The organism is Actinoplanes italicus (assembly GCF_003001815.1).
GTDB classification, from domain to species: Bacteria; Actinomycetota; Actinomycetes; order Mycobacteriales; family Micromonosporaceae; genus Actinoplanes; species Actinoplanes italicus.
In genome coordinates this window covers 191,006-215,336 of sequence record NZ_PVMZ01000008.1, presented here as the reverse complement: position 1 = coordinate 215,336, position 24,331 = coordinate 191,006, and the positions used below count along the sequence as shown (strand labels likewise).

General features: G+C 69.5%; 24 protein-coding genes. 16 read left to right on the top strand and 8 right to left on the bottom strand.

The window, feature by feature from the left end; all coding sequences use genetic code 11:
* Window positions 1–162 precede the first annotated feature (162 nt).
* Entirely contained in the window at window positions 163–828 is a 666-nt protein-coding gene (locus CLV67_RS21105) for a COG1470 family protein (RefSeq protein ID WP_106320961.1), read from the top strand.
* An 88-nt stretch (window positions 829–916) separates the two neighbouring features.
* Window positions 917–1,687: a biliverdin-producing heme oxygenase gene (locus tag CLV67_RS21100; RefSeq protein ID WP_106320959.1), complete on the top strand. Its 771-nt coding sequence runs from the start codon at window positions 917–919 to the stop codon at window positions 1,685–1,687.
* Window positions 1,688–1,782: 95 nt separating this feature from the next.
* On the opposite strand, the gene CLV67_RS21095 is transcribed toward CLV67_RS21100, so the two are convergent.
* The gene (locus CLV67_RS21095; protein ID WP_106321342.1) at window positions 1,783–5,133 is read right to left on the bottom strand and encodes a DUF4132 domain-containing protein; all 3,351 of its coding nucleotides are present in this window, start codon (window positions 5,131–5,133) and stop codon (window positions 1,783–1,785) included.
* Window positions 5,134–5,191: 58 nt separating this feature from the next.
* On the opposite strand from CLV67_RS21095, the gene CLV67_RS21090 reads away from it, so the two are divergent.
* Window positions 5,192–6,283, top strand: a complete 1,092-nt coding sequence (locus CLV67_RS21090; RefSeq protein ID WP_106320957.1) for a threonine aldolase family protein — start codon at window positions 5,192–5,194, stop codon at window positions 6,281–6,283.
* A 688-nt stretch (window positions 6,284–6,971) separates the two neighbouring features.
* Here CLV67_RS21090 and CLV67_RS54270 read toward each other — a convergent pair.
* Window positions 6,972–7,100: a hypothetical protein gene (locus CLV67_RS54270; protein ID WP_275414933.1), complete on the bottom strand. Its 129-nt coding sequence runs from the start codon at window positions 7,098–7,100 to the stop codon at window positions 6,972–6,974.
* 515 nt (window positions 7,101–7,615) lie between these two features.
* Here CLV67_RS54270 and CLV67_RS21075 point away from each other — a divergent pair.
* The 5 genes from CLV67_RS21075 (at window position 7,616) to CLV67_RS21055 (ending at window position 12,043) form a co-directional block, all read left to right on the top strand.
* On the top strand, window positions 7,616–8,767 hold the full coding sequence (locus tag CLV67_RS21075; protein WP_106320953.1) for a Gfo/Idh/MocA family protein: 1,152 nt from the start codon (window positions 7,616–7,618) through the stop codon (window positions 8,765–8,767).
* A gap of 1 nt (window position 8,768) precedes the next feature.
* Window positions 8,769–9,902, top strand: a complete 1,134-nt coding sequence (locus tag CLV67_RS21070; RefSeq protein ID WP_106320951.1) for a dihydrodipicolinate synthase family protein — start codon at window positions 8,769–8,771, stop codon at window positions 9,900–9,902.
* Window positions 9,899–10,696, top strand: a complete 798-nt coding sequence (locus tag CLV67_RS21065) for a sugar phosphate isomerase/epimerase family protein (protein ID WP_106320949.1) — start codon at window positions 9,899–9,901, stop codon at window positions 10,694–10,696. Before CLV67_RS21070 ends, CLV67_RS21065 begins: the two co-directional genes overlap by 4 nt.
* A gap of 78 nt (window positions 10,697–10,774) precedes the next feature.
* Window positions 10,775–11,101 (top strand): TfoX/Sxy family protein, encoded by a 327-nt coding sequence (locus tag CLV67_RS21060; protein WP_106320947.1) that lies wholly within the window; start codon window positions 10,775–10,777, stop codon window positions 11,099–11,101.
* 81 nt (window positions 11,102–11,182) lie between these two features.
* A complete protein-coding gene (locus CLV67_RS21055; protein ID WP_106320945.1) occupies window positions 11,183–12,043 on the top strand; it encodes a phosphotransferase in 861 nt (286 codons plus the stop codon).
* A 6-nt stretch (window positions 12,044–12,049) separates the two neighbouring features.
* Here the strand turns inward: CLV67_RS21055 and CLV67_RS21050 are convergent, their stop codons facing one another.
* Window positions 12,050–12,385 carry an ArsR/SmtB family transcription factor gene (locus tag CLV67_RS21050; protein WP_106320943.1) on the bottom strand — a complete coding sequence of 112 codons (336 nt, stop codon included), beginning with the start codon at window positions 12,383–12,385 and terminating at the stop codon, window positions 12,050–12,052.
* A gap of 282 nt (window positions 12,386–12,667) precedes the next feature.
* On the opposite strand from CLV67_RS21050, the gene CLV67_RS21045 reads away from it, so the two are divergent.
* Together CLV67_RS21045 and CLV67_RS21040 are read left to right on the top strand one after the other, a co-directional pair.
* Window positions 12,668–13,039 (top strand): hypothetical protein, encoded by a 372-nt coding sequence (locus CLV67_RS21045; protein WP_106320941.1) that lies wholly within the window; start codon window positions 12,668–12,670, stop codon window positions 13,037–13,039.
* A gap of 9 nt (window positions 13,040–13,048) precedes the next feature.
* Window positions 13,049–13,768 (top strand): YqjF family protein, encoded by a 720-nt coding sequence (locus CLV67_RS21040; protein WP_146169241.1) that lies wholly within the window; start codon window positions 13,049–13,051, stop codon window positions 13,766–13,768.
* Window positions 13,769–13,822: 54 nt separating this feature from the next.
* Here CLV67_RS21040 and CLV67_RS21035 read toward each other — a convergent pair whose 3' ends face one another.
* Entirely contained in the window at window positions 13,823–14,443 is a 621-nt protein-coding gene (locus tag CLV67_RS21035; protein ID WP_106320937.1) for a maleylpyruvate isomerase family mycothiol-dependent enzyme, read from the bottom strand.
* A 57-nt stretch (window positions 14,444–14,500) separates the two neighbouring features.
* Between CLV67_RS21035 and CLV67_RS21030 the strand changes: the two genes are divergently transcribed.
* The gene (locus CLV67_RS21030) at window positions 14,501–14,944 is read left to right on the top strand and encodes a MarR family winged helix-turn-helix transcriptional regulator (protein WP_106320935.1); all 444 of its coding nucleotides are present in this window, start codon (window positions 14,501–14,503) and stop codon (window positions 14,942–14,944) included.
* On the opposite strand, the gene CLV67_RS21025 is transcribed toward CLV67_RS21030, so the two are convergent.
* From CLV67_RS21025 to CLV67_RS21015, 3 genes are all read right to left on the bottom strand, one after another.
* Window positions 14,945–15,556, bottom strand: a complete 612-nt coding sequence (locus CLV67_RS21025) for a biotin transporter BioY (protein WP_106320933.1) — start codon at window positions 15,554–15,556, stop codon at window positions 14,945–14,947.
* 142 nt (window positions 15,557–15,698) lie between these two features.
* The gene (locus tag CLV67_RS21020; RefSeq protein ID WP_106320931.1) at window positions 15,699–17,657 is read right to left on the bottom strand and encodes a M4 family metallopeptidase; all 1,959 of its coding nucleotides are present in this window, start codon (window positions 17,655–17,657) and stop codon (window positions 15,699–15,701) included.
* A 145-nt stretch (window positions 17,658–17,802) separates the two neighbouring features.
* Window positions 17,803–18,402, bottom strand: a complete 600-nt coding sequence (locus CLV67_RS21015) for a DNA mismatch repair protein MutL (protein WP_170153943.1) — start codon at window positions 18,400–18,402, stop codon at window positions 17,803–17,805.
* Window positions 18,403–18,438: 36 nt separating this feature from the next.
* Between CLV67_RS21015 and CLV67_RS21010 the strand changes: the two genes are divergently transcribed.
* The 5 genes from CLV67_RS21010 to CLV67_RS20990 all read left to right on the top strand — a co-directional run bounded on the left by CLV67_RS21010 (window position 18,439) and on the right by CLV67_RS20990 (window position 23,237).
* Complete coding sequence (locus tag CLV67_RS21010) at window positions 18,439–19,125, top strand: response regulator transcription factor (RefSeq protein ID WP_106320927.1); 687 nt, start codon at window positions 18,439–18,441, stop codon at window positions 19,123–19,125.
* Window positions 19,122–20,426: an ATP-binding protein gene (locus CLV67_RS21005; RefSeq protein WP_106320925.1), complete on the top strand. Its 1,305-nt coding sequence runs from the start codon at window positions 19,122–19,124 to the stop codon at window positions 20,424–20,426. Before CLV67_RS21010 ends, CLV67_RS21005 begins: the two co-directional genes overlap by 4 nt.
* A gap of 104 nt (window positions 20,427–20,530) precedes the next feature.
* Window positions 20,531–21,340 (top strand): lytic polysaccharide monooxygenase, encoded by an 810-nt coding sequence (locus tag CLV67_RS21000; protein WP_106320923.1) that lies wholly within the window; start codon window positions 20,531–20,533, stop codon window positions 21,338–21,340.
* A gap of 44 nt (window positions 21,341–21,384) precedes the next feature.
* Window positions 21,385–21,999: a DUF305 domain-containing protein gene (locus tag CLV67_RS20995; RefSeq protein ID WP_106320921.1), complete on the top strand. Its 615-nt coding sequence runs from the start codon at window positions 21,385–21,387 to the stop codon at window positions 21,997–21,999.
* A gap of 131 nt (window positions 22,000–22,130) precedes the next feature.
* Window positions 22,131–23,237: an outer membrane protein assembly factor BamB family protein gene (locus CLV67_RS20990; protein WP_170153942.1), complete on the top strand. Its 1,107-nt coding sequence runs from the start codon at window positions 22,131–22,133 to the stop codon at window positions 23,235–23,237.
* Between the two features lie 599 nt (window positions 23,238–23,836).
* Here the strand turns inward: CLV67_RS20990 and CLV67_RS20985 are convergent.
* A complete protein-coding gene (locus tag CLV67_RS20985) occupies window positions 23,837–24,259 on the bottom strand; it encodes a DUF4259 domain-containing protein (RefSeq protein ID WP_106320917.1) in 423 nt (140 codons plus the stop codon).
* Window positions 24,260–24,331 lie beyond the last annotated feature (72 nt).

Sequence of the window (24,331 nt, the reverse complement as noted above, 5' to 3'; positions counted from 1 at the left end):
CCGTACTCACTCTCACGCTCGCCTGATCCGTCAGGCCTGACTCCGGGTTCCCCGGGTGAGGGAACCGGCCGGGGATTCCGCAACAATCCCCGGCCGGCCCGCCCCATCGTAAGGAGCGACAGGACCGTCCGAGGCACGCTGGCCGCGGTTCTTCTGCTGATCATGCTTCCGGCCCCGGCGAACACCTGCCTGGACGTACCGTTCTCGATCACGGTCCCGGCCGACGCCACCCCCGGTGACCACGCGGGCGGAGTGATCGCCTCGATCGCCGAGGAGGCGGTCGACGCCACGGGGCAGAAGGCCCTGGTGGACCGGCGGGTCGCGGCGCGCGTCCACCTCACCGTCGCGGGTGCCGTCGCTCCCACACTCACGATCGACACGGTACGGCTGGAGTACACCCAGTCGGTGAACCCGGCCACCGGCGGCGAGATGACCGTCCGCTACCGGGTCCGCAACACCGGCGACCTGCGTCTCAGCGGCACCGGCGCGGTGCGGGTGACCGGCCCGTTCGGCTGGGAACTGGCCCGCACCGGCGTCCTGGAGATCCCCGAACTGCTGCCCGGCGGCTCCGTGACCGTCACCGAGAAGATCGTCGGAGTGCAGCCGACCGTCCGACTCAACGCCGAAGTCACCGTGGAACCGGCGAACTTCGACGAGAAACTCACCGGAGTGACCCGCGGCACAGCGGTCTGGGCCTGGCCGTGGGCCCTGGTAGGAGTCCTGGTCGCGGCTGTCTTGTACCTGCTCTTCCGATTCACCCGCCGCGGCTCGTCCCACCGACGGCAGAAGAAGAACCGCACATCTCTGGACCCGGCCCCCGCGCAATGAGGATGATCAGTACGACATCGACGTCGTGTCGCCAGCCGGTGACGACCCGTACGCGCCACCACTCGATGATCAGGAAGGACGAGCCGACATGACCGACTTCTCCACCCGCCTGCGCCGCGCCACCATGGTCGAGCACCGCGAGGCCGAGACCCGGAGCTTCATCTCCCGCCTGATGGCCGGTGACGTTCCGGTGGCCGGGTTCGCCGCGCTCACCGCCCAGTACCTCGCCGTCTATCGCGAACTGGAGGCCGCTGCCGCCCGCATGCGCGCCGATGCCGTCGCGGACGAAGTCCAGGCCGCCGGGCAGGCCCCTGGAAAGGCCGTTGGATCCGCCGCCGCTCACGCCGCTGGGCACGCCGGGCACGCCGCCGCGCTGGCCCCGGAGATCGTCTCGGCGTTCGCCGACCCGGCGCTCACCCGGGCTCCCGCCCTGGAGGCCGACCTGGCGCACCTTTACGGGGCCGACTGGGAGTCGACGATCACGGTCCTGGACTCGACCCTCGCCTACACCGATCGGCTCCGCGAACTCGCGGCCACCTCGGCCACCCACTTCATCGCCCACCACTACGTGCGCTATCTGGGCGATCTCAGCGGCGGCCAGATGATCGGCCGCACCCTCGCCAAGCACTACGGGTTGGGCGAGGCCGGCACGTCGTTCTACCGCTTCGAGCAGATCCCCGACCCGCGCGCCTACAAGATCGCGTACCGCGAGCGCCTGGACGCCCTGGACCTCACCGACGACCAGGCCACAACCCTGATCGACGAGGCTCAGCTGGCCTTCCGCTACAACGCGGCCGTTTTCGTGGAGCTGGGCGCCCGATACCCGGAGAACCCCGAAGACCTCGCCCCCGCCGCCTGATCAATCCGGCCCTCGCGCACCGCCGGCCGCTTCCGGCTCGGCCGTCGCGTGCCGCCAGCCGCCTTTCGGTCCGGCCATGGCTCACAGCCGGGGATCTATGACGCGGTCAGGTCGGTGAGGTCCCGGAGGATCTCGGAGACGCTCACCGGGTCGAGGCGGTTCAGGTCGATGTGCCTCTGGCCGGTCCGGCTCCAGCGATGGGCGACGCCCTGCTGCAGCCAGATGTCGTTGAGGGTCTGCTCCGGGTAGAAGTCGACGTCACCGACCGCGATGCCCGGCTCGAACTCGACGATCACACGCAGGCCGTCGTCGAGCGAGAGTTCGATCTGGCTCTGCATGCCGGCGTCCTGCGGTGCCTCCCGGTGCCAGCCGCGGCGTTCCATGCCGAGCAGCTTGGCGGACGGCACCTTCGCACCCCGGAAGCGGATCAGGCGACTGCCGTCCACATCCGCCTCGGTCAGGGTGAAGACCGGCCGTCCCAGCTGCGGGAACGGCTGGAGGATCTCGTAGTCGGCGAACACCTCCGCCCACGCCGCGACGTCATCGCTCAGATGCAGCGGATGGGCGAGCCCGATCACCGTGTCGTCGGTGAGGGCGATTTCATCGTCGGCCACGTCGGAGAAGGACCGGTCCTCGGCGACCCGGAACGACCCGGCCGGCCTCTCCGCGCCCGCCGACTCGTACGTCACCCAGACCAGGCGGCGGACGATGTGCCAGAGCAGGGGATGCTCGACGAACAGTTGACGGAACTCGGCACCGGTCCAGCGACGGTTGGTCAGCATCGCCTTCTCCAGGCGGCGGACCAGGTCGGTCGCCACCGTGCGGACATCCTTCTTCAGACCGGTGAAGCGTTGGTAGGCGGCCGGCGCCAGGATGACGTCGTCACGCGTGCCGGGCTTGGGTAGCGCCTTCAACGGTTTCCCGGCGCCGTCGGTCACGAACGGCCGCAGCTGCTCGTCGAAGCCGACCACGAACTGCCGGGGACCGTAGTCGAGACGCAGGCTGCCGTCGCCGTCCAGCCCGAAGCCGGGCACCAGGCGGTCGGCCAGCTGTTCGGGGGTCAGCCCGAGACGGTCGGCCACCTCCTTCATCATCTGCTGGGCGGCGTGCTTGAGAGCGCTGAACTTCGACCGCTGCGCGATGGTGTGCAGGTGCATCAGGGCGATGTCGGTGCCGATCCGGGCCAGTACGTGCAGGCCGGTGACGGCCCGGTTGTGCCCGCCCTCGCCGGGCCAGGCGAGGATCAGCGGCGACAGCCGGCGAACCGTGTCGTCATCGCCCAGCAGCCCGAGAGCGTCGAGCACCCAGTTGTCCTTCGACGCGGCTCCGGCGGCCTGCCACTGCTCGAACAGGCTCCACGCGAAGGCGGCCGAGTCGCACGTGGCGCGGACCTCGTCGAGCCCGGGGAACGGCGTGTCCATCCTGGACATCGCCAGCATCGTGATCAGGTTTGCGACCGGCTCGTCGGTGAGCGACCCGGCGCCGTCGCGCAGCAGCACCGGCCGAAGCGCCCCGAGAGCTGCCCAGGCCGGAACAGCCGGGATCTTGGGCGGGTTGAGGACCGCCGGGTCGGTGGCGAGGAGGGCCTCGATGGCGGTGGCGGCCTCGTCGCCGTACCCCCGGGCCGTCGAACGCACCGTCTCCGCATGGTCGTTGTCCCGGAGCGCGAGCAGCGCGGTCTCGGCCTGCCGCCGCGCCACGCCGGCCTTGCCGAGGGCCGCCGGGATCAGTGCGCGGGCCGTCACGTCGTGGTGCCGTACCAGCCAGTCGAGGGCGTCCTGACGAACCGTCTTGAGCCGGGACAGCCAGTCCGCCATCAGCGTCGCGACCGCCGGTGACGCGAACGGCCGGACCAGCACTGCGGTGTCGCCGGGCGCGCGCCGGGCCACCGACAGGACCACCGGGAGCGAGTCGATGCCGAACCGCGCGACGACCGGCCGGAGGTAGGTTTCGGCGGCCCAGGTGTCCTCGGGTTGCCACTCGGCCAGCGTGCGGCGGGCCAGCTCATCCGGAGCGTTGAGCAGGTAGGAGGCCGCCTCACGCACCGACAGCTGGTTGGCCAGGACGACCTTGTGACGCAGATCGGGGTCCCACTTGTCGTCCGCGTAGCGGGGCAGCGTGTAGCTGCTCCAGCGTTCCAGCTCGCCCGGCAACCAGCTCATCGACGCCGACTCGTCGCGGGTCAGGCCGCTGACGACGATCGGTTTGGCCCGCTTGGGAGCCCGTTTCCACGACGGGTCGGCGAGCACCGGCGGCACCGCGGAGAGCGGGGCGGGCGTGACGGCCGACGCCTCGTCGAGGATGCTCCGGACACGGCCGGCGGCGTCGAGGCTGAGCTCTGGCAGGACCCGTGCGGCCGGCTCAGGGTGCTTGAGCAGGTGACTGCGGAGCAGACCGGCGGCACCGCGCTTGCCGCCCGCCTCGGCGAGCAGGCGCAGCGTGCGTCCCGGGAACCGGTCGGCGTGCGTCATCAGGGCCGGTGTGACGTATTTGGCGTCGGCCCGTTCGATCAGGCCGGCGGTGACCTCGTCGCCGGGCAGCACGGTCAGCACCGATAGCAACCGCTTGCGCGAATCAGCGTCCCACGCCTCGTCGAACCAGCGGAACAGCGCCGGAGCGGCGGCCGGGCCGACACCGTCGACCAGGGTGGTGAGCAGGACCATCGAGTTGGTCATCAGGTTCGAGGCGGCCACCGGGTGAAGCGCGTGCACGTCCCCGGTGGTGGAGGCCCCGGCGAGCAGCAGCGTCGCGAGATAGGCGTCGGCCACCGCGACCGTGTCGGTCACGTCCTGCTCGAACCACGCTCGCTGATCCGGGACGAGAACGGACGCCGCGGTACGGGCGAACAGGCCGGCCTCCCGGTAGGGCCGGAGAGCAGCCGTGAGCTCGGCGAACTCCTCTTCGGTGGCGGCGGCGACCGCGTGCCGCACCCGCAGCAGCGCCTGCATGGCGGGGTCGGCCCACCACCCCTCACGGGTCTCACCGGGAAGCAGATGACGCACGCCGGGGTGACCGTTGGACCACCGGCCACGACCGCTCGGAGCATTGTCGTCGATGACGGTCAGCGCCGTCATGATGATCGCGGCCTCGGCGGCGAACGGCAGACCCCGCTCACCGATCCACACGTCGGCCCAGGGATTGACCCAGTCGTCGCTGGACCACCGGTGCGAATAGGCCGCCGCCGCGATCGCCGCGGCACCCAGCGGAGACGCGTCGGGCGAACCGCTCAACCACCGTCGCCCGGCGTCACGGGTCGCCTCGGCCGTGTTCGGAGCGTCCAGGACGATGCGGATGTGTCCGCCGGAGTCGGCGATGCTGCCGTCGACGACCGTGCGCGCCTTCGCGTCCGGCGTGAACCGGCCGACGCCGGTGCTACCCCGGCGTGGCGAGCGGTGCCGGTGCCAGGCCGGTGGAAAGACGAACGTGTCCTCGTCGAAGCTCCGCATGGCGCGCACAGTAACGGCAGGGTCCGACAGGAACTGAGGATCATGCGATCATCCGCAGATGCCCGATGAGAAGCTGCGCCGGCTCGTTGCGATGCGCGACTGCGACCGGATCCTCTCCGGCGTCCGTCCGAAGACCATGCGGGACCGGCTCGCCGACCTCGAGGCCGGCGGTGACCTGGATGGATGGCCGGACTTCTACGGTGACGGGCCGGTCGAGGCGCTCGAGGCGCGCGTGGCCGACCTGCTCGGCACGCAGGCTGCGGTGTTCTTCCCGACCGGCACGATGGCACAGCAGGTGGCGGTACGGTACGGCGCCGACCGCACCGGTGTCGCGGCGGCTGCCCTGCACCCGCTCGGACACCAGGAGGTGCACGAGCGGCACGCGTACGCCGAGCTCACCGGCCTTCGCGGGATCGCCTCCACGGATCGGCCGCGCAATCCGACCGCCGCCGACATCGCCGCCCTGGCCGAGCCGGTGAGCACCGTCGTCTTCGAGTTGCCGCTGCGGGACGCCGGATTCGTGCTGCCGGGCTGGGACGAGCTGGTGGACGCGGTCAAGGCGACCCGCGCGATCGGCGCCCGGGTGCACTTCGACGGTGCCCGGATCTGGGAGTCGACGTCGCATCTGGGCCGTTCACTGCGCGAGGTGGCGTCGCTCGCGGACAGCGTCTACGTCTCGTTCTACAAGTCGATCGAGGGCATCAGCGGGGCGGTGCTCGCCGGGACCGAGGACCTGGCCCGGTACGCCCGCGCGTGGCGCCACCGGTACGGCGGGACGCTGTTCCAGCAGTGGCCGGCGATACTCATCGCGATGGCCGGGCTCGACCGCGAGTTGCCTCGGCTGCCGGAGTATGTGCGCCACGCCCGTACGATCGCCGAATCCCTGGCCGAACTGCCGGGAGCGAAGGTCTTCCCGCAACCACCGCACACCCATCAGTTCCGCCTGTGGCTGCCCCATTCAGCGGACGCCTTGAACGCGGCCGTGCTGACCGTCGCCGAGCGCGACCGCGTCTGGTTCGCCGGCAACTGGCAGGACGCGACCGTGCCGGGTTGGGCGATGACCGAGATCACCGTGGCTGCCGAAGCTCTCCAGTGGACGCCCACCGACGTAGCCGACACAGCCACCCGCCTGCTGGCCGAACTCCCCTGACCTCTCGCGTCCTGCCTCTCGCGTCCTGCCTCTCGCGTCCTGCCTCTCGCGTCCTGCCTCTCGCGTCCTGCCTCCCGCGTCCTGCCTCCCGCGTCCTGCCTCCCGCGTCCTGCCTCCCGCGTCCTGCGTCCTGCCTCTCGCGTCCTGCCTCCCGCGTCCTGCCTCCCGCCTCTCGCGTCCCGCGCCCGTCTCTCGCGTTCCGCCTCCCGCGTCCCGTCTCTCGCGTCCCGTCTCTCGCGTCCACCCTCGACCCGCCGGCCATTCCTGACAAGCGCTTACGTGGCGATCCGCGGTGCACATATGGGCGCGGGTCACCACGTAGCGGAGATCGCGCCCGTATGTGGTGACCTGCGGTGCGTTTACGGGCGTTTCGGGGTGCGTTTGCGGGCACAGATCACCACGCGGACAAGGACAGGGCAGCACCCCGAAAGCGCACTCACCCTGGACAACCGCCCCGGCGATCACCAGGCTCCCCGCGCCACGTCTACGCAGAGACCACCCTCGAACGATCTTGTGGAGTAGCGGCTGCTTACCGGGCGAAACCTCACAAGATCTGCCCAAACAGCAACGCCCGCACAAGGTCCGCCACCGCCGACAACGCCGCACAAGATCCGCGATCTAGCGCTGACAGCTGCACAAGATCCGCTGCCTGGCGATGGCAGGCGCGCAAGATCTGTGCGGGTCGCTGTCAAGCGGTTGCGGCGCGGGTGGACGGCCGCACCGCCGCGCCGTCGCCGTCGCCGTCGCCGCACGTCGCGCCGTCGCCGCCGCCGCGCTGCCCGTCAATGCGACAGATCTTGTGAGGTTCGGCCGTCATCTCGACCCGAACCTCACAAGATCTGTCAGGGTGGTGGCCTCGCAACGTGCCCTTCGTGGGGCATCGACCGCGGCTGATCGAGTCGGCCGGCCCGCACGCGCCGCACCTGCCGGATCTGCTCGCCGAGTGGAACGCGCCGGACATCTGCCGGACCCGCCTTTCACGCGGCTGACGGACGTGGCCGGGCGAACGTGGCCGGACGGACGTGGCTGACGGACGTGGCCGGGCGGACGTGGCCGGGCGAACGTGGCCGGACGGACGTGGCTGACGGACGTGGCCGGACGGACGTGGCTGACGGCGTGGCCGGACGGACGTGGTTGGGTGAACATGGCTGACGAGGGCCCGGTTCGGTCACCCGACGAGGTGCCACAGTCCAGCAGGTGGACGGCTCTGAAACGGCTCTGGCAGGGCCGACAGCCAGTGGTGATCAACTAGGACTTGTCGTAAGGAGTTTGTACGCCTACGCTGCCAGCAGCAGGAAAGCGCTTTCCTATTAACCTCCGGAGGGATACCGAATGGCAGCGCGTAGAACGATCGGAATCGTCGTCAACGGTGTCACCGGCCGGATGGGCTACCGGCAGCATCTGGTCCGCTCCCTTCTCGCCATCCGTGAGCAGGGTGGCGTGCCGCTCGCCGGCGGCGGGCACATCTGGCCCGAGCCGATCCTGGTCGGTCGTGACCCCGACAAGCTCGCCGCCATCGCGGCCCAGCACGGCCTCACCGAGTGGACCACGGATCTCGACGCGGCGCTCGCCCGGCCGGACGTGGAGATCTACTTCGACGCCCAGGTGACCTCGCGGCGGGAGAAGGCGATCCGCCAGGCGATCACCGCCGGCAAGCACGTCTACACCGAGAAGCCGCTGGCCGAGAGCTCGGCGGCCTCGCTGGAACTGGCCGAGCTGGCCACCGCCGCGAACATCAAGAACGGCGTGGTGCAGGACAAGCTCTTCCTGCCCGGCCTCCGCAAGCTCAAGCGCCTGATCGACGGCGGATTCTTCGGACAGATCCTTTCGGTACGCGGTGAGTTCGGCTACTGGGTCTTCGAGGGCGACTGGCAGGTCGCTCAGCGGCCGAGCTGGAACTACCGGCTCGCCGACGGCGGCGGCATCGTGATGGACATGTTCCCGCACTGGAACTACGTGCTCGAGGAGCTGTTCGGCAACGTCCGCACGGTCCAGGCGACCACGGCCACCCACATCACCAAGCGGGTCGACGAGCGCGGTGACGAGTACACGGCCGACGCCGACGACGCCGCCTACGCGATCTTCGAGCTGGAGGGCGGCATCATCGCTCAGCTCAACTCCTCCTGGACGGTCCGGGTCAACCGGGACGAGCTGGTCGAGTTCCAGGTCGACGGCACCCACGGCAGCGCCGTCGCCGGCCTGCGCGGCTGCAAGATCCAGCACCGGGCGGGCACCCCGAAGCCGGTGTGGAACCCGGATCTGCCGCTCACCGGCAAGTCGTTCCGCGACGAGTGGAGCGAGGTGCCGGACAACGAGGAGTTCGACAACGGCTTCAAGGTCCAGTGGGAGGCGTTCCTGCGGCACGTCGTCGCGGGCGAGACGTTCCACTGGGACTTCGAGTCGGGTGCCCGTGGCGTTCGCCTGGCCGAGGCCGGTCTGCAGTCGGCGCGCGAGGGCCGCCGGATCGCGATCGGGGAAGCCTGACATGGGTGTCGTGAACCTTCCCGGCGGCCGCAGGCTGCCCCTGTCCACCGAGGCCGACTGGGGTCCGCCGGCCGCTCCGCCGAGCCGGCGGATCGCTTACGCCGCCGCGCACGTCGTGGCCGACCCGTTCGCGGAGAACGCGCCGGGCGCTCCGGCCGCCCTCGACTGGGAGTCCACGCTGGCGTTCCGCCGGCACCTCTGGTCGTACGGCTTCGGTGTGGCCGAGGCCATGGACACCGCCCAGCGGGGCATGGGCCTCGACTACGCGGCCACCAAGGAGCTGATCAGGCGGAGCGCCGCGGAAGCCGGTGGGCGCATCGTGGCCGGTGTCGCCACCGATCAGCTGGCGCCCGGCCAGGTGACCCTCGATCAGGTCCGGAAGGCGTACTCCGAGCAGCTCGCCGACGTTCTCACCGCCGGTGCGAACCCGGTGCTGATGTGCAGCCGGCATCTCGCCGCCACGGCCCGGGACGCCGACGACTACCTCCGGATCTACCGTGAGCTGCTGAACGAGTCGGACAAGCCGGTCGTGCTGCACTGGCTCGGCACCGCGTTCGACCCGGCCCTGGAGGGCTACTGGGGTTCGTCCGACGTGGACAAGGCCACCGAGACGGTCCTGGAGCTGATCAACAGCAACCCGGCCAAGGTCGACGGCATCAAGATCTCGCTGCTCGACGCCGACCACGAGATCCGGCTGCGCCGCCGCCTGCCGGACGGTGTCCGGATGTACACGGGCGACGACTTCAACTACCCGACGCTGATCATGGGCGACGACAAGGGTTACTCGGACGCGCTGCTCGGGATCTTCGCGGCCATCGCGCCGGCCGCCGCGGGCGCGCTCGAGGCTCTGGACCGGGGCGACCGCGAGTCGTACAACCGGTGCCTCGACCCGACCGTCCCGCTGTCGCGGCACATCTTCCAGAAGCCGACTTTCTACTACAAGACCGGCATCGTCTTCCTCGCCTGGCTCAACGGCCACCAGGAACACTTCACCATGGTCGGCGGGCTGCAGTCGGGCCGCTCGGTGCCGCACTTCGCCAAGCTGGTCGAGCTGGCCAACGACGCGAATCTGTTCCTCGACCCCGACGTGGCCGCTCACCGGGCGAACCGATTCTTCGAGGTGGTGGCCGGATGAGCAGCGACAGGTTCTCCTTCAACCAGATCACGGCCAAGCACTGGGAGCTGACCGACCTGGTCAAGGGCCTGGTCGAGGCCGAGGTCGACAAGGTCGCGCTGTGGCGCGAGCCGGTCGCCGAGTACGGCCTGGAGCGCTCCGCCGCCCTGGTCCGCGACGCCGGTCTGACCGTCACGACGCTCTGCCGGAGTGGCTTCTTCCAGCTCGACGGCTGGTTCGACGAGAACCGCCGGGCCATCGACGAGACGGCCGCGCTGGGAGCACCGGTCCTGGTGCTGGTGTCGGGCGGCCTGCCGGAGGGCTCGAAGGACATCGCCGGCGCGCGGGCCCACGTCGCCGACGCGATCGCTCAGCTGGTCCCGCATGCGGCGGCTGCCGGGGTGACCCTGGCGATCGAACCTCTTCACCCGATGTACGCCGCGGACCGTTGCGTCATCAACACGTGGGACCAGGCGATGGCCATCGCCGAGCAGCACCCGGTCGGCCAGGTCGGTGTCACCGTCGACACCTACCACCTGTGGTGGGACGACACCGTGCTGCCGAAGATCGAGGCGGCCGGCGACCGGATCGCGATCTACCAGCTCGCCGACTGGATCACCCCGTTGCCGGCCGGCGTGCTCACCGGCCGGGGCCTGCCCGGGGACGGCTGTGTCGACATTCGCGCCTTCCACGCCGCGGTCGAGAAGGCCGGCTACACCGGCCCGATCGAGGTCGAGGTGATGAACGAGGAGCTCTGGCAGCGGCCCGGCCGGGAGATCCTGGCCGACACCATTGCGGGCTACCGGGGTATCTGACGCCGGTGAGATCACCGGTTCGCGGTCAACGGCGCCCGCGAACCGGCTTCGCCCGTACCTGCGCATAAGTTGGTTGGTATGGCTTTTGATCAGGTGCTCGCTGAGCGGATCCGGGACGCCCTCGGCGATGTCGACGGTGTGACCGACCGGAAGATGTTCGGCGGGATCACGTTCATGGTGCACGGCAACCTGGCGGTCGGTGTGATGGGCGACGACCTGATCGTGCGACTCGGTGCCGAGGTCGCCGAGACGGCTCTCGCCGAGCCGGGGACCAGGGTGTTCGACTTCACCGGCCGGCCGATGAAGAACTGGGTCGTCGTCGACGGCGATCGCCTCGACGACGACGGCCTGGCCCGATGGCTGCGGGCGGGCGTGGACTTCGCGTGCTCGCTACCCCCGAAGTAGGCCCGCAACGGTCCTTAGAATGGTCTTGCTGACCGGGAAGGCGTTGCCGCCGCGGAAGCGCTCGGGTGAGATGCGTGGTTCATGCTGCGCGAGGGAGGCGGATACGTGGCGGGGATAGACACCCCGGCCGGCTACACCCGCCTGGAACGGATCGGGACGGGCGCGGAGGCCGACGTCTACCGGGCCTGGGACGAGCGGGCCGGCCGCTGGGCGGGCCTCAAGCTTTTCCACCGGTTCGTCAGTGGACGCTCCGAGGAAGCCGCCTTCGCCACACATGTCGCCGCTTCGGTCGGTTTGGGACGTAATCCGACGATTATCCCGGTCCGGGCGGGCGGGATCACCAAGACCGGCCGGCCGTGGCTCGCTCTCGACTGGACCGAGGGCCGCCTCCTGTCCGAGATTCTCCGCGACGAGCCGCCGTCCCCGGCCGACTCCCTGCGACTCGTGATCGTGCTGGCCGACGCACTGGCCTGGGCGCATTCACTGCGTCCGCCGATGGTGCACGGCCGGATCCGGGCCGAGCACATCCTCGTCGACACGTCAGGCGCGCCGAAGCTGACCGATTTCGCCGTGCCGCGGCCCACCCGGGCACGGATTCCGGCCGGTGACGTCACCGAATTGGCCGCACTGCTGTTCGAGGCACTCACCGGCGGTCGGTGGCCGGGTCGCGGCGAGCCTGACGACCGGCTCATCGGGGACTGGCCGGGCCTGACCGAGCTGTTCGACGAGGTTCTGACGCCGGTCCCGGCGATCGATTCGATGGCGGTCTTCGCGGATCGGCTGCGACGGGTGCGAGGGCCGGAGGGCGCCGTGAGCACGCCACCGGCAACCCCCGAGATCAAGAGCCCGGAGATGTCGTACGCCCCCAAGCGCGTCTTTCCACTGCTGGCACTGATGTCGCTCCTGCCCGGACGAAGAGAACCGCGCCGGCGCGACCGCTGACCCGGCTCAGCGCGGGGTCTGTGACCGCAGCTCCACCAGCAGGCCGTCCCGATCGGTGAGGACGGCGCCCAGGATCCGGCGGCCGGCCGCCAGCAGGTCGGCGACATCCGGAGTGCTGAGGGCGTACATGACGAGCGCCCCGTCCCGGAACGAGGTGACGATGCCGGCCCGCCGCAGGACGGCCAGCTGCTGAGACAGGTTCGACGCCTCGACGTCGATCTCGGCGAGCAGGTCACGGACCGGCCGGGGACCGTTCTGGAGCAGCTCCAGCACCCGGATCCGGACCGGGTGCCCGAGGGTCCGGAACATCTCGGCCTTCGCCTGGTACAGCGGCACCGACATGCCATGCCCCCCTTCGCCGAGATTCCAGCTCTACCCGCATCCAACCGCCGAGGTGCGGGCCCGGTTACGGCGTACCGCTGAGGTTGCTCTATGTATGCGTGCCCACGACGCACCGCGACCTGAAGTGATCAGAAGTTTCGGAGTTGCAGAAATCTTCAAGTCGGTCGTCACACGAACCATGAACCCATGCGGCGGGACCGCGGAGGCGGACGCGGTGTGCGACCAGTTCCGGCCGGTGTCGTACACGCTCTGGCGCAGACCCGGAGCGAGTGGAGGATCGATATGCCGGACATGGACGTAGCCCTCAAGGACGCGATGCAGATCGACGGCGCCATCGGCGTCGCGCTGGTCGACCGTTCGAGCGGGATGGCGCTGGGGATCGCCGGCGGAGGCCGGGAATTCGACCTCCAGGTGGCGTCGGCGGCGAACACCGAGGTCGTACGGGCCAAGCTGCGCACGATGGAGATGCTCAACCTGCACGAGAAGATCGAGGACATCCTGATCACGCTGGACACGCAGTATCACCTGATCCGGCCGCTGACCGGGCGCTCCGGGCAGGGACTGTTCCTGTACCTGGCGCTGAACAAGGACCGGGCGAACCTGGCCCTGGCCCGCCACCAGCTGAAGCGGATCGAGGGCACGCTCGACATCTAGAGTGGGGGTGTGCATGCGCCCCCGATGGCGGAGATCCGCACCGCCATGATGATCCAGCAGTGGCGGCGGATGACGTTCCTGCACTGGCGTTATCCCGTGGGTGCGGTCCGTCCGCTGCTTCCCGACGGTCTTGTGCCCGACACCGACGACGACGAGGTCTGGGTGGGCATGCTCCCGTTCCTGATGGACGAGGTGCGCCCACCCTGGCTGCCGGGGCTGCCGTACCTGTCCACCTTCCCGGAGACCAACCTGCGGACGTACGTGCGCGGCCCGGACGGTCAGGCCGGGATCTACTTCTTCTCGCTCGACGCCGCACGGCTGCCCGCCGTGGCGGTCGCCCGGGGCACGCTGAACCTGCCGTACCGCTGGTCCCGGATGTCACTGCGCACCGACGGCGCGATGACGGAGTACCGGGGCAGCCGGTTCGCCGAGCCGCGCGGTGCCGGTTACCGGTTGCGGGCGCGCGCCGGTGAACCGTTCCCGATCGAGGAACTCGGGCAGATCGATCACTACCTGACCACCCAGTACCGGCTCTACACCGTCGTGGCCGGTCGGTTGATCTCGGTCGACGTGTGGCATCCGTCCTGGGTGCTGCACCGGGCCGAGGTTCTGCACCTGGAACAGGACCTGACCGCGGCAGCCGGCCTGCCGGCACCGCCCGGCGCGCCGCTGGTCCACTCGTCGCCCGGTGTACGGACCCGGATCGGCCTGCCGCGGCTGGTCCGCTGACCGGATTCGCACAGGTGTTCGAGTTATCCACAGGCTGTGTGCACAGCCTGTGGGTTAAAGCCCCGCGACTCCCGGGCCGGTCAGTTGTGACAGGGTCGCGCGCCGCCCGGTCAGCAGCATGAGCAGGGCCGCGATCGGCCCGCTGACCTCGGCGCCGTCGCCCGCAGACCAGTCCGTGTCGGTCGCCGTGAGCCGCACCCCGGTCAGTCGGCGCCGGGCCCAGAACGGCCAGCCCATCGTCCACACCCGGGTCGCGCCGGCGGCTGCCGCCCGGACCGGCATCGGCAGCGGCCGGTGCAGCGGGATGGCGATGTCCTGGGCGTGAACCATCACGTCGAAGAGGATGTTCCGGCAGTTCGTCACCGCCGGCAGCCTCCGTGAGTCGGCGTGTTCTCGCAGCTCGGCGACGAGATCGGCGCCCGGGCGGTCGGCGTGGCGGACGGCCATGTCGTGGTTGAGGCGGTGGAACCGGCCGCCGGCCCGGATCGCCTCGGCGGCCATGGTGAGTGGGCCGGGCGGTTGCGGTGCGAGGGCGACATGCGCGGCGACGTCACGCACCCGCCACCCCGCGCAGAGCGACGGGCTGTCCCGTTCCGCTTCGGTCAGGTCGTCGAGCAGGTCGGCCGTGAGTCGTCGTTGATCCGCAATGACGGTCCAGCAATCGTCCTCGTTCATAGTCAGATTATCTGACGAATATAGTCAGAGGATCTGACTTGATGGCAGGATTGGCGGATGGCGCGAGACGATCTCAACGCGGGGCTGCTGATGTTCGTCGCCTACCGGGCCATGGAGAAACGCGTGCTCGACGCGATCGCCGCGGCCGGTTTCGACGACATCACGCTCGCCCAGGCGCGGGTCTTCCAGAGGATCGGGCCGGACGGCACCCGTCTCGGCGAGCTGGCCGAGCAGGCGCAGGTGACCAAGCAGACAGCCGGGTTCCTGGTGGACCAGCTGGAACGCGCCGGTTACGTGGAGCGGACGCCGGATCCGGCCGACGCGCGGGCCCGGCTGGTGCGCGTCGCGGAGCGGGGCCGGACGGCCGGTGTCGTGGCCGCCGCCGTGGTCGCCGAGGTCGAGGGTGAGTGGGCGGCGCACCTGGGCGCGCGCCGCATGACGCAGTTGCGGGAGGCTCTCGGGATGCTCCGGGAGATCACCGACCCGTATCGGCCTCGCTGATCAGTATCGGTCTTGGTTACCTTGACGGCGGTTGATCATCAGCCACGTGGCCGGGAGCAGGGCGGCGGCGAACAGAGTCTTCAGCACATCGCCGATCAGGTACGGGACCAGGCCCTGACCCGCGGCGACGGTCAGATCGACACCCGTCGAGAACGCCAGCCACGGCACCCCGATCAGATAGATCAAGGCGTTGCCGGCGGCCATCAGGCCGATCGTGTGGGTCGGGCGGCGGTCCGCACCGAGCGCGGCAAGCTGGCCGATCAGGGCGGCCGCGAGCACGAACCCGATCAGATAACCGGCGGTCGCCGAGGGCCAGCCCGAGGTGCCGCCGGCGAACCACGGAACCCCGAGGAACCCGGCCACCATGTAGATCACCATGCCGGCGGCGCCGCGGGTGGCGCCCAGGGCGGCACCGGCCAGCAGGACGGCGAAGGTCTGCCCGGTGATCGGGACGGGTGATCCGGGGACCGGGACGGCGATCTGTGCGGCCAGGCCGACGGCGCCCGCGGCACCGAGGGTCAGGAGCACATCGCGTACGACGGAACGACCCCACACGTCGGCCAGGACACCGGTCGGTCTCCCGGAGGGGACACCGAGCGCGCTGTAAGTCACAGGGGGGCCTCCTGTCCGTACATGTAGGAGGAACCATAGGTCCCTCCCGCCGTTCGTGGGAGCCGTCAAGCGGAACCGTGATGCGCTAGTGATCGTTTCGGGTCGCGGTGCCGCACCCGGTGGTGCGGCACCGGCCCGTTTCTCAGAGGGTCAGCGTCCAGGTGTTGATGTACCCGGTGTCCGACGAGTAGACGTCCTGCGCCTTCAGCCGCCAGGTACCGTTCGCCGCCTCACCGGACAGGTTGGCGGTGTAGGTGGTGTTGACGTTGTCCGCGCTGTCGGAGCTGGACGTCGCCTTCAGGGCGTAGGTGCTGCCGTCCGGCGCCACCAGGTCGACCTTCACGTCACCCCGGAAGGTGTGCACGATGTTCACCGCGACCTTCGAGGTGGACGACGCGTTCCGGGCACAGCCGCTGATCGTGACGTTGCTGTAGACCGCGCTTCCTGCGTCCGGGATCGAGACGTCGGTGGCGTTCGTCCCGGTGCAGCCGCCGGCCGGCGGGGTGGTGGTCGGCGGCGTGGTCGGGGTGGTCGTGCCACACGTCGGGTCGGCGGTCTGCGCCGGCACGTTCACCGCGTCCCAGGCGGCCTTGGTCTTGTTGAACAGGCCACAGGTGCTGTCCAGAGCCTTGGCCGAGGTCAGCGTCCAGGTGCGGTACTTCAGGTACGACGAGCTGGACGTCTTCATCAGCATCGCGTTGTACATGATCTTCGTGGCGGTCTGGATGCCCACGCCGGTCAGGGCGCCGGAACCGCTGCACCGGGTGCTGGCCGGCTGCCCGTTCGTCGGGTTGGTGCCCTCGGCGAGCAGGTAGAACCAGTGGTTGCCGGGGCCGGCCGCGGCGTGCACCTCCTGGCTCGGGGTGCTGCTGGAGTAGCAGTTGTCGTCACCGGCGAGCGACGGGTTGTACATGTACCGGATCGGGCCGCTGCCGACCAGGTTGACCTCCTCGCCGACCTGGTAGTCGAACGGGTCGTTCGGGTTGGCGGCGTAGGCCTCGGTGGCCGCACCGAACACGTCGCCGACGAACTCCTGGGTGCCGTTGCCGGAGATGCCACCCGGGGTGTTGTCGTCGATGCCGTGGCCGATCTCGTGACCCACCACGTCGAGCGAGGAGATCCACTGACCGGCGCTGTTCTTGCCGATCTGGACCTGGGTGCCGTCGTAGTAGGCGTTCGTCTGGTTCAGGCCGACCCGGATCGGCCAGGCGCCGCCGCTGCTGGTGAAGCCGGTACGACCCAGCCAGCTGGAGAGCATGGCCTTCTGCTTCTGCGCCGCGTAGAACGCGTCGACGCAGCCGGTCTCCTTGTTGCTGCCGGTGCCGTTGCCCCACACGTTGTCGGTGCCGCTGAACGTCGTGTTGGTCGACGAGTCCTGGCAGGTCAGGCTGGCGATCGACGGATCCTTCAGGCTGTACGTGCTACCCGACAGCGTGGTGTCCAGAGTGACCGAGCCGGTGATCCAGCCGGTGCCCGTACCCGAGACGTGGGTGATGTTGTCCTTGGTCCGCAGCACCTTGCCGGTGAGGGCGTCGACGTCGACGGTGAGACGGCTGGGGCCCTCGTCACCGTGGTCGTCGATCCGGGTGCCGTTGACGACGGACTCCCAGGCCAGCGCCGGTGCGCCTGTCGTGTTGACCACGACCAGCCGGGTGCTCTCGACGTTCTTCACCGTCTTGAGCTCGGCCCGGGCGAACGGGATCGAGTCGGCCGCGGACAGCTTCGGGGTGACCGAGAGCTGCCCGATCGGCCGCTCCTGCGCGACCGACGTGAACTGGGTCTGACCGGCGCGGTCGGTCACGACGACGAAGTCGCCACCGATGACCGGCAGACCCTTGTAGGTGCGCTCGTAGGGGACGTACTGAAGCTTGTCGGTGGAGATCACCTGGCGCTGCACGAACGCCTCGTCGGCGCTGGCCAGCAGCGCCGCGGGACGGTCGGCGATGAGGGCCGCCGCCGAGTCCCTCGCCATCGCCGCGACCGCGGCGGGATCGGTGGGGATCGGTGTCTGGGCGGTCGCCGGTCCGGCGATCGCCACCATCGCCGACGCCGCCGCGGTCGCGGCGGTCAGGGCGATGACGACTGGGGTACGGGATTTCACGCCTGCTCCTCTCCCGCCCGGGGGATTTGCGGGCGGGCCTCAACCGTCCGTGGACGGCAGGTCACACCGAGGTGACTTGAGGTGAGACGTTAAAGATCGATGACGGTCACCGAATCGGGGAAAACCCTTGCGATCCAGCGGAGGGTCAGCTGCCTACTTCGCTGACCTCGACGAACGGGGCGTTGTTGAACCACTGCGCGTGGATGATGAAGCTCTTGCCGGTCTGGTGGAAGTAGACGGCCAGGTTGACGTCGGAACCCTGCTTCTCCACCCGATAGCCGTCGGCCGGCGTCGCCGTGACCAGCGAGACGATGCCCTTGCTGGTCATCCTGATCACAGCCGTGCCGCCCGGGGTGGTGAACGACTTCACATAGGTCTTCACGCCGTCACTGGTAGTGACAGTCCAACCGTCCTCGGTGGTGGTCACCGGCTTCGTCGGCGTGGCCGGAGCCTCGCTCGCCGACGGCGATTTCGACGTGGGCCGCGGGTCGGCCGACGACGAACGGGTCCGCGACGGCGAGGGTTTCGTGGTGGTGCGGGTCGGGTCCGCGGTCTCGGGCGGCGGCGGGACCGGACTCGTCTCCGACACCGCGGCGGGAGCCGGGAGCTGATCGATGTCGGGAAGCTCGCCCGAGTCGGCCCGAGCCGCGTTGAGCACGGGCGACAGTGCCACCGAGGAGAGCACGATGCTGGTCGCGGTGGCCACGCACCACCCGGCTATCGGCACCCACCTGGAAGATCGCACGCGGCCATCATCTCACCTGGTCCTATGGTTATCGCCATGGCGATGATCCTGTTGGTCGAGGACGACCGCATCATCACGGCCGCGCTGACCCGGGCATTGACGGATGCCGGTCATGTGGTGCGTCCGGTCGGTCAGGCTGCCCAAGCGTTGAAGATCGTCACGCAGGAGCGGCCCGACCTGGTGATTCTCGATCTGGGACTGCCCGATATCGACGGCACTGATGCTTTGCGGATGATGCGTACGGTCTCCGACGTCCCGGTGATCGTCGCCACCGCACGGCGTTCCGAGGCGGACATCATCGCCCTCCTCAGTGCCGGTGCCGACGACTACGTGACCAAACCGTTCTCCGGCGGGCACATCCTGGCGCGCATCTCGGCGGTGCTGCGCCGGGCACGGACCACCACCGAGCAACAGCCCAACGCGATCACTGTGGGTGAGCTCGTGATCAAACCGCGGCAGCGCCGGGTTGAGCTCCGCGGCGAACCGCTGCAACTCACCCGGCGCGAGTTCGACGTTCTCGCGTATCTTGCCGAACGGGTCGGCCAGGTCATCAGCCGGCGCGAGCTGATGAACCAGGTGTGGCAGCAGGCGCGGATCGGCGAGGAACAGACCATCGACGTCCACATCTCCTGGCTGCGCCGCAAGCTCGGCGAGACCGCCGCCAAACCGCGCTACCTGCACACCGTCCGGGGAGTTGGAGTCATGATGGTCGATCCGCAGTGAGGTGGGCGCTCAACCGCCTGGCGCTGGCGATCACCTCGATGGTGGCGCTGGCCTTCCTCGTGCCGCTCGCCGTCGCGACCCGGCAGATCGCCTACGACCGGGCCATCACCGACGCCCGCCAGCAGGCCACCTCGATGGTCACCGTGCTCGGCGTCGACAACGACCTGGTGACCCTGACCAACGCGGTGGCCAGCACGACCGCCGGCAGTGACGGGCGGCTCGCTCTGCACCTGCCCGGCGTCGACCCGATCGGGACGTCGCACCTCACCGAAGCGACCGTGCAGCGGGCCGCGGCGGACCGGCGGGCAGCCACCGCCGAGGCCGAGGGCGGGGTCGCCTACCTGCAGCCGACCGTGCTCACCGACGGCCGGACCGTGGTCGTGGAGGTCTTCGTGCCCGGGGCGGACACCCGGCGCGGCGTCGGCACGGCCTGGCTCGCGCTCGGCGGGCTCGCGGTTCTCCTGGTCGGCGGCTCGACGCTCTTCGCCGACCGGCTCGGCAGCCAGCTGGTCCGGGCCACCCGCCAGCTCGCGGCGGCCAGCCGGCGCCTCGGCGGCGGTGAGCTCAACGAACGGATGACCCCGACCGGCCCGCGCGAACTCCGCGATGCGGCCAACGCCTTCAACACCATGGCCGACGATCTGCGACGGTTGCTGGACCGGGAACGCGAGCTGGCCGCAGACCTTTCCCACCGATTGCGTACGCCCTTGACGGGCCTGCGTCTCGACGTGGAGGCGATGCCGCCCGGCCCGATCGCCGAACGCATGCGCCAAGCCTGTGACCTGCTCGACGAGGAGCTGGAGGCGATCATCACCGGCGCCCGGCTGGGCAGCATCGAGAAGCGCGGTTCCCAGCAGTGCGACCTGGTCGAGGTGCTGGCCGACCGGCTGGCCTTCTGGTCGGTGCTCGCCGAGGACCAGGAGCGGCCGTGGGAGGTGGTCGGCGGCAACGAGCCGGTGTTCCTCCCGATGCCGGCGAGCGAGGTGATCCTGGTCGTCGACGCCCTGCTCGGCAATGTCTTCTCGCACACCCCGGACGGGACCGCCTTCCGGGTCAGCGTCTCGTCGAGCGGGCTGCTCGTCGACGACGCCGGTCCCGGGATCCCCGATCCACAGCGGGCCGTGACCCGAGGGTTCAGCGGCGCCGGCTCGACCGGGCTGGGCCTCGACATCGTCCGCCGGGCCGCTGAGACGGTGCGTGGTCAGCTCGTCATCGACCGTAGCCCGCTGGGTGGTGCGCGCATCGGTTTCCTCCTCCACGCCCTCGCCCCGGAGCCCGCTGAGCAGCGCAAACGTCGCTGATTACAGCTTTTAACCGAGTTTCCAGTTCCTTTAAGGCTCCGTTATGGCAGCCACTCCTAATGTTCCGGCCTGTAACTGCCAGGTCGAATCATTGGAGAGCTGACATGCGCAGGAAGATCGCCTACCCGCTGGCCACCCTCGGGATGGTCGCCTCCTCGTTGGCGGTCGCGTCGTCGCCCGCAATGGCTCACGGCTACGTCTCCTCGCCGCCCAGTCGCCAGGCGCAGTGTGCCGCCGGTTCGGTCGCGAACTGTGGCGCCATCCAGTTCGAACCGCAGAGCGCGGAGGCCCCGAAGGGGTCCAAGGAGTGCAACGGCGGGGTCGCCGCCTTCTCCGAACTGAACAACAACTCCCTGCCGTGGAAGGCCACCAACGTCGGGAAGTCGGCGACCTTCAACTGGGTCCTGACCGCCCGGCACCGGACCGCCACCTGGGTGTACTACGTGGACGGCAACGCGATCGCCACGTTCAACGACAACAACCAGATCCCGGCGGCCTCCGTCTCGCACACCGTCGACCTGAGCCGCTTCTCGGGCCGCAAGACGGTCCTCGCGGTGTGGAACATCGGCGACACCCCGATGGCGTTCTACAACTGCGTGGACGTCAACATCGGTGGTACCGGCGGTGGCGGCTCGACGACGCCGACCACGCCGCCGACGACCGCTCCGACGCGGCCGCCGGCCACCACGCCCACCACGCCGCCGACCAAGGCCCCGACCACCGCACCGACCGCGACCACCGCGCCGACCAGCACGGTCCCGGCGACCGGCAAGGAGTGGGCGCCGGGAGTGGCGTACAAGATCAATGACGTGGTGACCTACAACGGCGTGTCCTACAAGTGCCGCCAGGCCCACCAGTCGATCCGCAGCTGGGAGCCCAGCATCTGGACGCTCGCGCTCTGGCTGCCGCTGTGAAGCCCCGGAGCGATGCCGCTGTGAAGCGCCGGAGCCCTGTCGCTGTGAAGCGCCGCCACGTCGCCGCGCTGATCGTCGCGGCCGCGCCGATGCTGCTCGGCGCCTGCGGGACCGCCCGTGACGACGCTCCGCCGCCGCCGGCCGCGGTGCAGACGCAGAACGTCAAGAACGTCTCGGAGATCACCGCCGGGTCGACGTTCAACGACACCGACGTGATGTTCCTGCAGATGCTGATCGACAACCTGGAGCAGGGCCAGGAGATGGCGCAGACCGCGGCCAAGCGGGCCACCCGCCCCGAGGTCGCCGACCTGGCCAAGGCCGTGCAGGTCACCCAGGCCGACGAGATCAAGCTGATGAAGAGCTGGCTCGCCGAGTGGGACAAGCCGGCCGAGCTCGACGAGCGGGTCAGCCTGCACGCGGACCACGGCGGCATGCCGAGCACCGGCGACAAGGAGATCGCGTCGCTGAAGACGGTGAAGAAGGCGCAGTTCGAGACCGCCTTCCTCAACCTCTTCCTGGCGCACCAGCACAACGCCGTCGAGTTCGCTCAGCTGGAACTCGACAAGGGCGGCAACGAACTGGCCAAGTCGTTCGCGGAGCGGGTCAAGCAGTCCCGCACCGACCAGGTCCAGCAGATGCTCAAGCTGCTCGCCGGCTGAACGTCCCCTCCACGTTCCCCGCGGAACAGGGCGGTCCACCACGGACTGCCCTGTTTCGTGCGTTCTCGGGGCTGGGCGGCGACAATCGGCATAATTTACGCAACATGCCAGCTCTTAGCCGTACCGTAGCCATGTCCTTGTCCTTGATCTTGATCGCGACTCCCGCCGTCGCGTCGCCCGCGCCACTCTGGGACCACCCCGGCTATGACGCCGAGGACAGCCACTACAACCCGTCCGAGACCGTGATCAACGCCGGCAGCATCCGCCGCCTGACCGAGAAATGGCGGGCCGGCCTGCGAACGAGCGACGCGAGCTGCGGCGGCTTCTCGGCGCCCGTCCTCGCCGGCGAGCGGATCTACGTGAGCGACCAGCTCGGCATCTCCGCCTATTCGACCATCAACGGCGAGATCCTCTGGCGGTACGACTGGGACGATCCGATGGACAGCGAGACGCCACGGCTCGCCGTCACCGACGGGCTGCTCATCGTGGCCGGCGGGGACTGCAACTCGCAGAGCGACCCGGACGGGAAGCTGCTCGCCCTCGACGCGCGGACCGGACTGCCCCGTTGGCGGCAACGCGTCGACATCCCGATCTATACGGTCGTCGTCGACAAGAGCACCGTCGTCGTCTCCGGCGGATCGCCGTCGGACGAGGACGCGGTCATCGCCTACCGCTCCCGCGACGGGCAGCTGATCTGGCAGAAGGCGAAGCACCGCAGCTCGGAGGTGTCGGCGGACGGCACCGTCCTGGCCCGCGCCACCGATGGATCCGACGTCACCACCGGGACGAGCGCCGCCGTCGACATCACCACCGGCCGGGTGCGCTGGACCCGCAAGGCCGTCTGGACCGCGCAGGCCGCCCACCCCGGCAGTGCCGTGTTCTATGTCACCGACAAGGCGGGGAGACTCAGCGCCGTCCAGGTCGGCGACGGCACACCGAAGTGGACTGTCCCCGGCCCGGCGAGCGAGACCATCGCGGTCGACCGTGACCGGATCTACTCCGTGTCCGGTGCGGGCGTCGAAGCGCTCAAGGTTCAGGACGGCACGCGCGCCTGGATCGTCCGGCGGAAGGCCGAGGCGGTGCAGCCGATCCTGGCGGGCGGGCTGCTCTACGCCGGTGGGCCGGTGCTCGACGTGGCCACCGGGAAGGTGGCGGGGCCGGCGCTCGGCGGTCGCGTGATCGTCGCCGGTGGACGGCTTCATCAGGTGCGCGACGGTGTGCTTTCCACACTCGGCTGAAACCTGGGGTGCGGGGTGGCGGGTGGTGTCACCACGGGAGCGTGTCGGTTGCGGTCGGGTAGTCGTGGCCGTACGAAATCATCCGGGGTTGCCGTTGGGTTGTTCCTGAACCCGCCGCCGAAGTGAACCCGAGGCCGGTCCGAACAGGGAGACGGCGCCGAGAGACGGCGCCGTTTTCCCTGTGGAGGTGCCGCCACCTTGGCTCCGATGTTCGCGCCGCTCCGAGAGCGCAACTACCGCCTGTGGGCGGCCGCCGACCTCATCTCGGTCAGCGGCACAGGCTGTCGAGTTCGGCCCGGGACTGGCATTAGCTGCTGGAGTTGTGTGCGCCGTCGCGGACGCTGCTGGCCGACCCGGATGGGGTCTACGACCCGGCGGCCATGCAAGGCAGGTCGACAGGTGTAGCCGTAGTCGCATCTTCGGCGAGCTCAACTTGCGTGAGTAGCGCGCTCTGGCCTTCGACGCTGAGGCCCAGATCCCCGTCGTGTCACGGAGCGCTCGGCATAGGCGCAAATCGTCGGGCGCTACTCGACGATGGCGCGCTCCGTCACCGGATCTCCCGTACGTGGTGGCGCGTTGTACGAGCGAAACGCTTGTCATCACGTCAACTGCCCTTTCAGGCCGTCGTAGACGCGTTCGGCGCCCTCAAGAGCTAGGTCCTCTTCTACATCGCCAGCCCACTTCCGTCGGAATGCCGAGTCTCCGGCCATAAGGACCTCCAAAGCCTCGCACGCCAGCCCGATGAGTTGTGGTGTCGGCTCGACGCCTTCCGTGTCAGCGAGGATTACCGTGGCGTAGGGCGTCGTCGTGGCGGGCTTCCCGGTCGCCGTCTGGAAGACGATCGCGGCTGCGGCGAAGACCTCCGAGGCGCTCGCCGGGTTGAGGTCGGCCAAGTGGGTGACGGCATGGGACAACGTCCTCTCGATGAGTTCGACGCGCAGTGCCGGATCTGCGGCACTTAGCCGGTCACACCACTCCACCGCGTCGTCGTTGTCGAACGGGCCGACGTTCCAGGTGGCCATCTCACTCCTTGTTAGCGGTGACTCGAACCGGTCAGCGCTTGTTGTGGTGAGCTCAGCCGATTATCCGCCAAT